This is a genomic window from Paenibacillus rhizosphaerae, assembly GCF_014192015.1.
GTDB classification, from domain to species: domain Bacteria; phylum Bacillota; class Bacilli; order Paenibacillales; family Paenibacillaceae; genus Paenibacillus_AQ; species Paenibacillus_AQ rhizosphaerae.
On sequence record NZ_JACHXJ010000004.1, the window covers coordinates 308,798 to 322,281 of the forward strand.

Below are 13,484 nucleotides of genomic sequence, written 5' to 3' on the forward strand. Positions count from 1 at the left end.
CTTTTTTCTATAGAGTGCGGACCGAAGTTACCCCCATTGAAGGTCTCGGCTTGGTTGATTTATTCTATTAAATGTTTATAGCCTGAACCTTAGACGGCCGTTCCTGGCCGGCATACGGGGTTAGTGGTCTTCGTCGATGACGCCAAGCGCCCGGTTTTTCTCCTTGAACCGTTCATTGTGCGAAGAGACATAAGCAACCTTGGGTGCTTCTGGATCCATGTAAAGCTTGGCGCTGTTCGTGGCTAGCACGGCATCGGTGAATGTGCCTGCGATCAGTCTCACTTTGCTGCTGTAGTCCACAAAGTCTCCTGCGGCAAAAATTCCCGGCACATTCGTTTCCAGCTTGTCGCTGACGTTCGCCGTCCATTCGCCCATATCGATGCCCCAGTCGCGGATCGACCCAAAGTTATACCGCATGCCGTGGTTGACGATGACCGCGTCAACGTCCACACGAAGGGTATCGCCGCTCTCTTCATGGCAGATCGAAACCTGGTTGATCGCGCACCCGTCGCTGCTGTGCAGCTGGCGGACGGTATAGGGAACATGGATTTGGACGGAGGACTGCTTCATGCGTACCACGTTGCGCTCGTGGCCGCCAAACTGCTCGCGCCGGTGTACTACACAGACGCTGGCCGCGATCGGCTCAAGCTCATTGGCCCAGTCCACGGCGGAATCGCCGCCGCCGGAGATGAGCACGCGCTTGCCGCGGAAGGGCTCAAGCTCCTGCACCGTATAGTGAAGGTTGCTCACTTCGTACCGGTCGGCACCTTCGATGTCCAGCTTCGCCATTTCCAGGATGCCGTAACCGATCGCCATGATGACCGTGCGGGTCCAATGCTTTTCTCCGGTTGAGGAAGTAAGCAGAAGGGTGCCGTCTTCCAGGCGTTCCTGGCCGACGATCTGCTGGCCCAGCACAACGGTCGGATCAAAGGTCAGCGCCTGCTGCTTCAGCTGCTCGATCAGATTGCGGCACAGAATCGGTCCCGTGCCGCCGACGTCCCAGATCATCTTCTCCGGGTAAATCAGCATCCGTCCGCCCAGTTCGTCCTTCGCTTCGATCAGTTTGGTCTTCAGGTCGCGCATCCCGCTGTAAAAAGCCGCATACATGCCTGCAGGGCCACCCCCGATAATGGTTACGTCGTACAGCTCCAATGATTCACTCATGGTTTTCCCTCCAAGTCCATTCAGGTATGATCCGATCCAAAGGTCGGAAAATATGATCTATATCAAGCACGGGCTTCTTTTAACTTTTCGCTCTGGCGAGCAGATACAGAAAATAAGGTGCGCCGATGACGGCGACCACAATGCCCGTCGGTACGCCGGAGGGCTGCAGAATCCAGCGGCCGATCGTGTCGGCCGCGATCACGAGCAGCGCCCCGATGAACGCCGAGACCGGCAGCAGCATCTGATGCTTCGGACCGACGAGGCGTCTGGCCAAATGCGGACCGACGAGTCCGACGAAGGCGATGCCGCCGCTGACGGCCACGCTTGCCGCAGCCAGGGCGACGGCAGCGGCGAGCAGGCGGAACTGCTCCTTGCGAACGTTTTCTCCAAGGCTGGTCGCCATCTGCTCTCCCATCTGCAGCACGTTCATCACACGTGCCCGATAAATAATGTACGGCACCAGGACGACGATCCAGGGGAGAAGGGAGAGGACAAACTTCCAGTTCGTTCCCCAGATGCTCCCGGCGAGCCATGTCGCGACGAATTGATACTGCTCAGGCTTCAGCCGGAGCGTCAGCACGATCATGGCCGCCTGAATGCCGGCGGCGACGGCGATGCCTGTCAGCATCAGCCGGATCGGGCGGATTCCCTTGTTCCGCGTGTGTGACAGGGAGTATATCAACGCTGCCGTCAATCCTGCGCCCACAAAGGCTAAGATAGGGAGCAGGAACACCGGCATAGCCTGTGTCGTCGGATAGAATGACACGAGCAGCATGACCATCAGCCCTGCTCCCGAGTTGATGCCGAGGATGCCGGGATCGGCCAGCGGATTGCGGAAAATCCCCTGCATGACCGCTCCGGACACCGCCAGCCCGGCACCGATGAGCACCGAGATGACGATCCGCGGGAGCCGGAATTCGAAGAGAATCAGGTTCTCCTGATCCGAACCCTGCCCGAACAGCGTCCGGATCAGGTCGAGCGGGCTTAACCGTATGTAGCCGGTATTCATGCTGACAATAAAGACCGCAATAATGAGCAGCGCGAGAATCAGCATGACGGTCATGCCGCGAAGCTTTCTCCGCTGTTCGTAAGTAGAAACCGCTTGTCGTTCGGACATTACAGATCCCCTACCTCTCTTCGTGCAAGATAGAGGAAGAACGGAACGCCGATCAGCGAGATGATCGCCCCGATCGGGGTTTCATGCGGCGGATTGATCATTCTTGCCGCCAAGTCGGCGAGAACCGCCAGCAGGCTGCCCAGCACCGCCGAGCAAGGGACGATCCAGCGGTAATCGACGCCCACGAGATAGCGGGTGACATGCGGGATAATGAGCCCGATGAAGCCCACCGATCCGACCACGGCGACCGAGGAACCCGCCAGGACGAGCACGATGAGCACGGCGGCCAGCTTGATCAAGGCCGTGCGCTGCCCGAGTCCCTTGGCGACTTCGTCGCCGAGACTCAGCATCGTGATCGAGCGCGAAATGAGCAGCGATCCGATCAGGGCCCCGGCGATCCACGGGAACATGATCTTGAGCTGCACCCACTTCGTGCCGGCTACGCCGCCGGCATACCAGAAGGCCAGGTCCTGGCCGATGTGAAAGTACAGCGCCACGCCCTCGCTGAGCGCGGTCAGCAGCAGGCTGAGCGCTGCACCGGCCAGAACGAGGCGTACCGGGGTTAGACCTCCCGGAGCAAGCGATCCGACGCCGTAAACGAGTCCGGCGCCGACCCCCGCGCCGAGAAAGGCGTACAGGATTAGATACATAAAGGACAGACCGGGAAAGAAGGCGAAGCACAGCGCAAGGGCGAAGCCTGCACCTGCATTAATGCCTAGTAGTCCCGAGTCAGCGAGCGGATTGCGGGTCATCCCCTGCATCAGGGCGCCGGCTACCGCAAAGCCCGCGCCGATCATCGCGCTGGCAAGGACCCGCGGCAGGCGCAAATCCCGAATAATTTGATGATTGACCACATCCGCATGAAAATTGAACACGGCCGACCATACTTCAGACAGGCGGATATTGGCCGCCCCGAAGGAGATCGATAATCCCATGCTCAGAACGAGTGCGGCAAGGCCGCTGATAAGGATCAGGCTGGCGGTCTTCGGACGGGAACGGAGGCGTTCCTTGGAGTCCGGGGTCATATTCGCTGCTGCCTGCTGATTCATATATTGTCACCTATTTCCATGAAATTGATTCTCATTCTCACTTCATTCTCAATTACTCATTTTATATGAACAGCAGGCATCTTGGCAATGAGAAATATACAATCGGCATAAATCTGGCACAATTGAGCGTTGGTTCTGCAATGCACTGGAAGAAGGCCATTCTCAATAAGGAAGTGCTTAGGTGAAACCCTACAAGTATCGGGTAAATCTGTGGACGGTGCCGAATTTCCGGCAAGAAAATAAAGATTGACAAGGGGCCGGCGAGCTGTTAAGTTTTCAATTGATAATGATTATCATTACTGATGAATTACATACCTATGGGGGGTTATTATGTTTACAAGATCCAAATCATTGTTTACGGTCATGATCCTGGTGGTCATGCTATCCATGCTGGTGACGGCCTGCGGCAGCAATAGCGGCGGCAGCGGATCAGCAGCATCCGGCGGGACGGCAGCCGAGACTTCCGGCAAGGAGACGGGCGCATCGGGTTCGAAAGAGACGGCATCGGCCGGCGGAACACGTACGTATAAGACAGAAAAAGGCGACGTGGAGATTCCCGTGAAGCCGCAGCGCATCGTAACCGATTATTATGGCGGGGAGCTGCTGTCCGTGGGAGCCCCTGTGGTGGGCGCGGAACCGAGCATTTTCCAAAATCCGTTTCTGAAAGATAAGCTGAACGGAGTAGAGGATGTAGGCTATCCAATCAATACCGAGAAGGCGCTCTCGCTCAAGCCCGACCTGATCGTCGTCATGTACGACGACAATTATGAGGCGTTGTCCAAAATTGCACCGACCATCTACATTCCTTATGGCACCGCAACCAACGTTGACGATACGGTGCGCCTGTTCGGCGATATTGCCGGCGAAAAGGAAAAGGCGGAGGAATTCATCAAAGCGTTCGACGAAAAAGCAGCGGCTGCCCGTGAGAAGCTCAAAGGCGTCGTGGACGAGAATGCCACCTTCGGCATCTACGAGTTGACGGACAAGGGTGAGCTGTGGACGTTCGGCGACAATGCCGGCCGCGGCGGCCAGGTGCTGTACAACGCGCTTCAGCTGAAACGTCCGGCGAAGAACAGCAAGGAAAACCAGACGCTGCAGCTGTCCATGGAGCTTCTGCCGGAGTACGCGGCGGACTACATGTTCCTGACGACCTACGATCCGGAGAAGAAAGGCGACAAGCTGAAGGAACTGAAGGCTTCCCCGGTTTGGAACAGCCTGGCGGCCGCGAAGAACGACCGCATCTTCTATAACGACTTCGACACGTTCTACCGCTATGATCCGATTGCCATTATGGGCCAAATCGATCTGTTCGTGGATATGATTCTCGAGCACAGCGGGAAAAAATAGGAATTTAGCATATATAGGGTGCCCACGCGGCAACGCTTGATACTGCCGATAACGAAAAAGAAGCTGCTCCGCTTTGATGCGGGACAGCTTCTTTTTGTTGATAACATCGCTTTGTCGAGCTGTCATAAGCAGCTCCTCGGATCAACCGTATTTACGGGTCTTTTATTGCCGTCTTTTCGTAAACGAAGTGATCAAGGACACGATAGACAGCAGCAGGGCGGCAATCGAGGCGACCAGCGTCGCGGTCTGAACGCCGCTGCTTCCGGAATCGGCTGCGGCCGGGGCAGGAGTCGATGCGGCAGCCTGGTCCTGCGCGGACGTGTCGGCCCCGGCTCCGTTATCCGTGGTGGCCGTGTCGTCATGGCCGTGATCGGCCGGCTCCGTTGTTTCCGCGGCGGTAATTTTGGTGATGGAGTGCGGCGAATCCGCTCCTTCGTCACCCGTCCATTCCACGATGCTGCCGTCCTTGTAATATTGGTAAGCGTCCCAGGCGACATCGGCATCCTGGTCCGGGTTCTGCGCAACGAAGTTGAACTGCTGGAATTCACCAGCATTGATGCCGGCCCCGGTAGCGCTCCACGTAATGGTCTTGATTTTACCCGAGGCATCCTTTTCGGTCGTGACTTTCCACTCCGGCACCGGCTGGTACTGTTTAAGGTCCACGTTCTCCGGCACTTTTAACGTTACCTTGGTAGTGGCGATTTCCTTCTCAGACGGAATCTTGATCGTGTAAGTTTCCCAGGCCCCCGGAGCCGATGTGGCCGGCTTGACCGTCACATGCGCGCTGGCAATGCCGGAAAACAGAAGCAGGCCGGCAGCTGCCGTCATCAAGAACGCGATGCGTTTGCTCAACAATTTTTTCATACTCAATACCCCTTTATATTGTATTTGGTGATGAGGCGATTTCACTTGCCCCGCATGCTTCAGCTGCTTCCGACGGTAATCTGGAAGTCGGTATCCCAGGCGTCGAGGGACTCGGTCAAAATATGGACATGGACGTTCCAGCGGCCAGCCATGCTGATCAGGTCCCGGGCCTTATATGTCTTGTCGGCGCCGGGAATCTCGATTTCGTATTTGCCCATATCCATGTCCAGCGAGGTCAGCGTCAGCTTAATCTGCTGAATGCCCTGCACCGGCTTGGCGCTGGCATCCTTCACGCTTACCTCGAAGGTATTTTCGCCCGCGATATTCGGGCTGATCTGCAGCGTGACGACGGTGCGGTTATCCAGCGTCTGATGCACATTCACCGGCCCCGGATTGGAGGACGCCGGGGGCAGGTTCGAGAGGGCGGCGGCGAGAACCAGGGCCGCAATGCCGGCCGCGAATTCGATCCATACGCCGGCGCCAAGCGGCTTGCTGCGGCGCTGCCCGCGGATGAGGTGCACAGCGGCGAAGCCGAGCATCACCAGCAGCAGCACGCATTTCAGCAGCAGGATGCGTCCGTAGGCGGTGTGAAGCAGCGAATACCAGGTCGGCACATACGTCAGCGAAGCGTACACGCCGCTGATCAGTACTGCGGCAACCAGGGTGGTGCCCCACAAAGAGAAGCGCTCGATGACCGCAAAGTAACTCTGTTTGCGAAGCTCCGATTCTTCCGGGAGGGATGCCTCCCTAGGCAGAATCAAGCCAAGTGCGAGCAGGCAGCCGAGCCAGATGGAAACCGAGACGAGATGAAGGAAATCCATAAATACCGGCATCCATATCGATTCGGCCGAAGCCGCGTGCCCAATAAATGCCTTGGACAGCAGCAGCCCCACGCCGGTGAGCAGCGTGCCCGCATACAGCGCACGGAGCCCTTTATGCTCGGTGCTCTGGGTTGCGGCGTACAGCAGCGCGCCCAGGAACAGCACAAGGATTACCTGCACCAGCCAAATGTGGCCGAAGCTCGTAATGCGCAGCATTTTGCCCAGGAGCTCCGCGTTCCACACTTCGCTCCAGCCGACACCGGCTTCGATCGCCGTCTGCATCGGCAGGCTCAGGAGCACACCGATGACTAGAGCGGCATAAGATATGCCCAGAAGCTTGCGGCTCCGAGGAGATAACACCGGAAGCCGGGATCCTCCGCCCGCCGGCAGCAAATACAGATAGAAGCATAGAATGCCAAGCAGAAAAGCCAAGCTTACATAAAAGAGCCAGCGGATCAGGATCAGATCGGCGCCTGGCGTATAACCTGCGTACACGATGTGGCCGGCCGTACCCTGGCTGCTTGTGCCGATTTGGAACGGAAACGTTCCGTTCACCGGGTGGCCGTCTCCGGACACGGCTTTCCACTGAACTGTATAAATGCCGTCCGGAAGACCGGCCTTCAGGTCCACTTCCAGGACAGCCGGCTGTCCGGCCGGAATTTTGCTGTTACCTTGGTTAACCTCTGCTCCGGACGAATCCATCACGATTATGGAGTGAAAGGCCGGCTGCAGCGCCTCGTTGAACTGAAGCGTCACTTTGGCCGGCGCCTGCGTCATCACCTCATTATCGGACGGGCTGGACTTGGTCAGATAGGCATGGGCCGAGCTGGCGGCAGGATGAATGAGCACTCCGATGAAGATCACCAGCATCCACACCCATAGCGGTTTCATATTACGTTTAAACATATCAAGGATTCACCTACTTTGAATTCAGAGCCGATACCGCCGCTTGCGGCAGGCACACTGGTAATTGTATAGCCATCAACCCAAGATGAAAATGACCCTAATGGGCTATAGCAGACCTCAGGATTCATCGATTTCGTGAACTTTCGCCAAACATCCGGTGGGATCTATGCGTGGCCCCCTTTCCGGAATCCGAAATTTCCCATGAAATGGGATATTTGGCGGCTGACTTGCCGGATACCGGAGGATACGGCAGGATATCTCCGGCTGGGGGCTCTGAGCCCCGGTCATCGCGGTTCAGCCCGCGAGGGCCGGGATCAGCCATTTTCAGCACATTTTCAATAAGTTTCAGGTCTCGATATAATAAAAAGGGAGTTCCCGATGAACGAAAAAATTGAAATCAGGAGTGATGTTATTCATGAGTTTGGCTGTATTGGAACGTCGGAGTGAGCTGCTGAAGAAACGGATTCAACAATTGATCATCAAGGATAACCAGTACGGAATCAGCCGTCAACAGAACATGTTCCTGCAGCACATGATTAAGGAATTACACCAAACATCATACGAGTTAAACACAGAGCGCGGGTAAGCCGGCTGGGCCTACCCGAACGGACGGACAGAAAAAGGGTACCCGGAAGGGTATCCTTTTTGCAGGTAAAAGGAAGCAATCAAATCAAGTTGAAGAAACCCGTCGCATGCTTTGCAGACATGCGACGGGTTTTTCGTTCATATAGATAGAATATGGGTGAATTCAAGGCGTTGTTGGCGAACCCGCATAGAGAAGGTTCACATCCGCAGCCGGGAAGGCTTTGCCCTGCTGTCTGGCTTCAATATACCGGATAAACAGCTCGGTCAGGTCCGGGTCAAACTGGGTGCCGGCACAGGCGCGCAGCTCGCGGATTGCATCTTCGACCGATTTGGTATTCTGATAGGGGCGCTCCGAGGTCATGGCGTCAAAGGAATCGATCACGGTGAGCATCCGGCACAGCAGAGGGATTTCTTCCTTCCGATACCCGTGCGGGTACCCCTTGCCGTCGTACCGTTCATGATGCAGCTCGATATAGGGCGTCAGCGCTTTGAACTGCTCCTGAATGAGCGCGATTTCCTTGCCCCAAACGACATGCTTTTTCACCGTTTCCCATTCCGACGGGCTCAGCTTGCCCTGCTTCCGGATAATGTCGCGCGGTATTTCGAGCTTGCCGATATCGTGGATGAGTGCCCCGAGCACGAACTGCTTCCGGCTGACCGGGTCCAGCCCGAGTACTTTGCTCATATCCATGGCGTAGCGAAACACCCGCTTGGAATGCTTGAACGTATCGATATCCTTGTACAGAAACAGGCTGAGCTGCTGCTCGATGTTTTTGACGTCCTGGGCGATGTCCTGCTCATCCTGTACAGGCTGGGATTCCCCGTAGATGTTCACCGCGTTTTTGCCCTGTTTTTTGGCACCGTAGAGCGCCTGGTCCGCCTGATCCACCAATAGCGATTTGTCGTGGATGTCAGGCTTGTATCCGGAAATGCCGGCTGAGAAGGACAAGCATCCATGCGGAAAAATTTCTACGCCTTCGTAAGGGGTGTCGTTGATCCGTTTGCGCAGACGGTTGATAAACTGGAGGGCCTGCTGCGTATCGTAACCAGGCATCAGCAGGGAAAACTCCTCGCCGCCGTACCGGGAGGCGGAAATGCCGGCCGTTTCCGATTCCTCTTTTAAAATTTGGCCCATGAGGCCCAGCAGCCGGTCGCCCTTCAGGTGCCCGAAGTGATCGTTGTACTTTTTGAAATCGTCGATATCGACCATAGCCAGGGACAGCGGCTTGCCGGTATTTCTCGCCTGCTGCAGCTGCACGTCGAGAATTTGCTCGAAGTAGGTATGATTGTATAATCCCGTCCGCTGATCCGTATTGGCGCGCTCCTGCACCTGCTGATACATGCCGAACTGCATCCGGAACAGATGGGACAGCAGCAGGCTGATGCCGAGAAACAGTCCCAGTCCCGTCACACCGTTATGGACGATCATGATGGTGAGCACGAGGGAGAGGATCAGGATGCATAAGTAAACAAGCATCGATTCCCGCAGCAATCCCTTCAGCAGGGCGTACAGGTTGTCCCGGTTGCGGTACATCAAGCAATAGTACAAGCCGATACATACCAGATTCAGTATAAAATAAGCTACGAGGGCGCTGAAGTATGCCGGTAAATGGACGTTCTGAAGGTAGCCCTGACGGCCGCCCATCAGATGAAACATGCCGCCTGCGCCGGAAATCATGATGGAATAAATGGAGAAATTGAGAAGATGCTTCCACCATGCCAGTTTCCGTTCAATGAAGGCGAAGATGACCGCGCTGACCAGCAGCATAACCAGCGAAGCCGCACTCCCATAGGTAAAGATGCACGCCAGATACACGACCGAGTCCATCGACTGCTTGCTTCCGTCCGGGGGAACCTGGAAGGTATACATATACAGGACCAGCGACGCGGCAAGCATGGAGCCGAGGAGAAACCAGTCCGCCGTAGTATACGGGAGGGACAGGCGGCTCATGTTGAGCAGAAACAAAAGGGTGCCAAGCAGGCAGAACACCAGCGTGCCGATAAATCCGGGTATTTGCTGCTGCGTTAAAAGACGTTTTTTGAACATAAAAATTTTCTCCCTGCAGCAAAAAATAGATAAGCGAATCAGTGTTTAATTCGCCTTGTTAAATCTTAATTCCTTTAATTTTCATGGCGGAATGGAAAACGAATCCATTATCTGACGGTTCTGTGCTTGCATACTATTGGGGGGTATCGTATAATGATGGTATCAAAGCGGCAAAGGAGGTGTCCTCATGGCGAAGGTCGAAATGAAGGTCGAAGGAATGACGGGCAGTGCCCCGCTCTCCGCTCCCAGTCCTGACAGCTCCTGCGAAGCGGGATGCAGCGAGCGGCACAGCCATCACTCGGAACAAACCAAGAACAACTTGATTACTCGTTTGAACCGAATTGAGGGACAGATCCGCGGTGTGAAAGGCCTGATCGAGAAGGATACCTATTGCGATGATGTGCTGAACCAGATCGCGGCGATCCAATCCGCTCTGAACGGCGTAGGCAAGCTGCTCCTGGAGGGGCATATGAAGAGCTGCGTGGTCGAGCGGATCGAAGCCGGGGACCATGAAGTGATTGACGAACTGCTGGTTACGGTAAAGAAATTAATGAAATAATACCTACAAGAGCGCAGAGATTATCCAATTTAAGGAGGAATATATGATGAAACAGGTTACGCTTAATGTTCAAGGCATGTCGTGCAACCACTGCGTCAATGCTGTAGAGGGAGCGGTGAAGAATGCCGGCGCCGCAGGCAAGGTTGACTTGCCGTCCAATACGGTGACGGTAGACTACGATGAGAACAAAGTAAGCCTGGACGCCATTAAGGCAGCGATTGAGGATCAAGGCTACGATGTTGTCTAAACATTAGGGCAGGCGGATGTTACGCCTCTAATGCAAATTTCAAAAGCTGGCGGAGGCGAGGGCGTCCTCCGCATATACCTGGCAGCGATGCGAATTTACGTGATTTGCGGGCGCTGCCTTTTTTGACTCAAGTTTATACCCCGCTAGGGTATGCCACAGACTGGGAAAGGAGAGAACGCGGCCATGGAGCAGCATATACCGGATCAATCGGAGAAACATACGACTCTGCCTATTACGGGAATGACCTGCGCGGCCTGTGCGGCCCGGATCGAGAAGGGGCTCGGCCGGATGGAAGGCGTCAGCCGGGCGAACGTGAACCTGGCATTGGAGAAGGCCTCCGTTACCTATGATCCGAAGCAGACGAACCTGAAGCAGCTGGAAGACAAAATCGTATCGCTCGGTTACGGCACGATGAAGGAAACGATGGATTTTGACATTACGGGAATGACCTGCGCGGCCTGCGCGACCCGGATCGAGAAGGGGCTCAGCCGGCTGTCCGGCGTGACGGAGGCGAATGTCAATCTGGCCCTGGAAACGGCCCGTGTGGAATACATGCCGGGGACGGTGACCGTGCCGGATATGATGCATAAGGTCGAGCAGCTCGGGTACAAGGCGATTCCGAAGCAGGAAGCCAAGGATACCGCCGAGCTGCGCCGTCAGGAGATCCAGCATAAACGGTGGAAATGGATGATGTCGGCCATTCTCTCCCTGCCGCTGCTCTGGGCGATGGTAGGCCACTTTTCCTTTACGGCGTGGATTCCAGTGCCTTCGCTGTTCATGAACCCTTGGTTCCAGCTGATTCTGGCGACGCCCGTACAGTTCATCATCGGCGGGCAGTTCTACGTCGGAGCCTATAAAGCGCTGCGCAATTGGAGCGCCAACATGGACGTGCTGGTTGCACTGGGCACATCGGCCGCTTATTTTTACAGCCTGTATCTGACGATTGCCTCCGCGGCAATGGGGATGCATCATGGGGTTGAAATGTATTATGAGACGAGCAGCATTTTGATCACGCTGATTTTGGTGGGTAAATGGTTTGAGGCGCTTGCCAAAGGCCGGTCTTCGGAGGCGATCAAAAGCCTGATGGGGCTGCAGGCCAAAACGGCGCTCGTCCTGCGGGACGGGAAGGAGATCAGCATCCCGGTCGCGGACGTAGCCGCCGGAGATACCGTAATCGTCCGTCCCGGGGAGAAAATTCCGGTGGACGGGCGGGTTCTCGAAGGAGCGTCCTCTGTTGATGAGTCCATGCTGACCGGCGAAAGCCTCCCGGTCGAGAAACGGGCCGGGGACAATGTGGTGGGCGCCACGCTGAACAAGAACGGCGTGCTGCGCATCCGGGCGACGAAGGTCGGCAGCGAGACGGCGCTGGCGCAGATTATCAAGGTCGTGGAGGAGGCGCAGGGCTCCAAGGCACCGATCCAGCGGATCGCCGACGTCATTTCCGGCATCTTCGTGCCGATCGTGGTCGGTATTGCGATTGTGACCGGGCTGGCTTGGTACTTCCTTGTGGACCCGGGTCATTTTGCCCCTGCCTTGGAGAAGGCGATCGCGGTGCTCGTCATTGCCTGCCCGTGCGCGCTCGGACTGGCGACGCCGACCTCCATCATGGCCGGCTCCGGCCGGGCCGCGGAGTTCGGCATCCTGTTTAAAGGCGGGGAGCATCTGGAGTCGGCACAGGACGTCCAGGTGGTCGTGCTGGACAAAACCGGCACCGTCACGAGCGGCAAGCCGCAGCTGACGGACGTGGTGCCCGCGCCGCTCATGACCGAGCAGTCGCTGCTGCGGATGACCGCGGCGGTTGAGAAGCACTCCGAGCATCCGCTGGCGGAAGCCATCGTGGCGGGCGCGCAGGAGCGGAGCAAAGGGCTGCCGCTGCCGGAAGCGAAGGAATTTGCCAATCTGCCGGGCTACGGCGTCTCCGCCCGGGTCGACGGCCGCTTCGTGCTGATCGGCACCCGGAAGCTGATGGCCGAACGAGGAGTAGCGCTGGACAGCGCCCTCCCGGTGATGAACCGGCTCGAGGAGGCCGGGAAGACGGCGATGCTGGTGGCGGTGGACGGCAAATATGCCGGGCTCGTAGCCGTCGCCGATACGATCAAGGAGACGTCGCGTGAGGCGGTGTCCCGCCTGCAGGAGATGGGCATCGAGGTCGTCATGATCACCGGCGACAACGAGCGGACGGCGCAGGCGATCGCGGCTCAGGCCGGCATCCGCCGCGTACTGGCGGAGGTGCTGCCGGAAGGCAAGGCCGAGGAAGTGAAGAAGCTGCAGCAGGCCGGCCGCAAGGTGGCGATGGTCGGGGACGGCATCAACGACGCCCCGGCCCTGGCGACGGCCGATATCGGCATGGCGATCGGCACGGGGACGGACGTGGCGATGGAGGCCGCCGACGTCACCTTGATGCGTGGCGACTTGAACGCCATCGCCGACGCGATTCTGATGAGCCGCCGGACGATGGGCAACATCAAGCAGAACCTGTTCTGGGCGCTCGCCTACAACACGGTCGGCATCCCGATCGCCGCGGCGGGCTTCCTGGCGCCATGGCTGGCCGGCGCCGCGATGGCGTTCAGCTCCGTGTCGGTCGTGCTGAACGCGCTGCGCCTGCAGCGGGTGAAGCTGTGAGCTCCGCTGCTGGATAGACTTAAGCAGCGGTGGCAAAGGTTATGCCGGTCACTAGTTTTAACTGCATATGCCGTTACAACAAATTCGCCCGAGGGAACCGGATGAAAGCCGGCCCCTTGGGCTTTTTGCGTGTAAATCGTTCCCCCTGGCTACTGA

11 protein-coding genes are annotated in these 13,484 nt (G+C 57.0%); 5 read left to right on the forward strand and 6 right to left on the reverse strand.

The window, feature by feature from the left end; all coding sequences use genetic code 11:
* Positions 1-120: 120 nt before the first annotated feature.
* The 3 genes from FHS19_RS23490 to FHS19_RS23500 form a co-directional block, all read right to left on the reverse strand.
* On the reverse strand, positions 121-1,164 hold the full coding sequence (locus FHS19_RS23490) for an NAD(P)/FAD-dependent oxidoreductase (RefSeq protein ID WP_183584231.1): 1,044 nt from the start codon (positions 1,162-1,164) through the stop codon (positions 121-123).
* Positions 1,165-1,243: 79 nt separating this feature from the next.
* Positions 1,244-2,281, reverse strand: a complete 1,038-nt coding sequence (locus tag FHS19_RS23495) for a FecCD family ABC transporter permease (RefSeq protein ID WP_183584232.1) — start codon at positions 2,279-2,281, stop codon at positions 1,244-1,246.
* Entirely contained in the window at positions 2,281-3,330 is a 1,050-nt protein-coding gene (locus FHS19_RS23500) for a FecCD family ABC transporter permease (protein ID WP_183584233.1), read from the reverse strand. Before FHS19_RS23500 ends, FHS19_RS23495 begins: the two co-directional genes overlap by 1 nt.
* Positions 3,331-3,660: 330 nt before the next feature.
* On the opposite strand from FHS19_RS23500, the gene FHS19_RS23505 reads away from it, so the two are divergent.
* A complete protein-coding gene (locus tag FHS19_RS23505; RefSeq protein ID WP_183584234.1) occupies positions 3,661-4,677 on the forward strand; it encodes an ABC transporter substrate-binding protein in 1,017 nt (338 codons plus the stop codon).
* 162 nt (positions 4,678-4,839) lie between these two features.
* Here the strand turns inward: FHS19_RS23505 and FHS19_RS23510 are convergent, their stop codons facing one another.
* Both FHS19_RS23510 and FHS19_RS23515 read right to left on the reverse strand, forming a co-directional pair.
* On the reverse strand, positions 4,840-5,541 hold the full coding sequence (locus tag FHS19_RS23510) for a YcnI family copper-binding membrane protein (RefSeq protein WP_183584235.1): 702 nt from the start codon (positions 5,539-5,541) through the stop codon (positions 4,840-4,842).
* Between the two features lie 59 nt (positions 5,542-5,600).
* A complete protein-coding gene (locus FHS19_RS23515; protein ID WP_183584236.1) occupies positions 5,601-7,268 on the reverse strand; it encodes a copper resistance CopC/CopD family protein in 1,668 nt (555 codons plus the stop codon).
* A gap of 415 nt (positions 7,269-7,683) precedes the next feature.
* On the opposite strand from FHS19_RS23515, the gene FHS19_RS23520 reads away from it, so the two are divergent.
* Positions 7,684-7,854 carry a hypothetical protein gene (locus tag FHS19_RS23520; RefSeq protein ID WP_163880247.1) on the forward strand — a complete coding sequence of 57 codons (171 nt, stop codon included), beginning with the start codon at positions 7,684-7,686 and terminating at the stop codon, positions 7,852-7,854.
* A 162-nt stretch (positions 7,855-8,016) separates the two neighbouring features.
* On the opposite strand, the gene FHS19_RS23525 is transcribed toward FHS19_RS23520, so the two are convergent.
* Complete coding sequence (locus FHS19_RS23525; protein ID WP_183584237.1) at positions 8,017-9,900, reverse strand: bifunctional diguanylate cyclase/phosphohydrolase; 1,884 nt, start codon at positions 9,898-9,900, stop codon at positions 8,017-8,019.
* Between the two features lie 217 nt (positions 9,901-10,117).
* Here FHS19_RS23525 and FHS19_RS23530 point away from each other — a divergent pair, with 217 nt between their 5' ends.
* From FHS19_RS23530 to FHS19_RS23540, 3 genes are all read left to right on the forward strand, one after another.
* Positions 10,118-10,459 carry a metal-sensitive transcriptional regulator gene (locus FHS19_RS23530; RefSeq protein ID WP_183584573.1) on the forward strand — a complete coding sequence of 114 codons (342 nt, stop codon included), beginning with the start codon at positions 10,118-10,120 and terminating at the stop codon, positions 10,457-10,459.
* 46 nt (positions 10,460-10,505) lie between these two features.
* Positions 10,506-10,706, forward strand: coding sequence for a copper ion binding protein (locus FHS19_RS23535; protein ID WP_183584574.1), 201 nt, complete (start codon positions 10,506-10,508; stop codon positions 10,704-10,706).
* 183 nt (positions 10,707-10,889) lie between these two features.
* On the forward strand, positions 10,890-13,328 hold the full coding sequence (locus FHS19_RS23540) for a heavy metal translocating P-type ATPase (protein ID WP_183584238.1): 2,439 nt from the start codon (positions 10,890-10,892) through the stop codon (positions 13,326-13,328).
* Positions 13,329-13,484 lie beyond the last annotated feature (156 nt).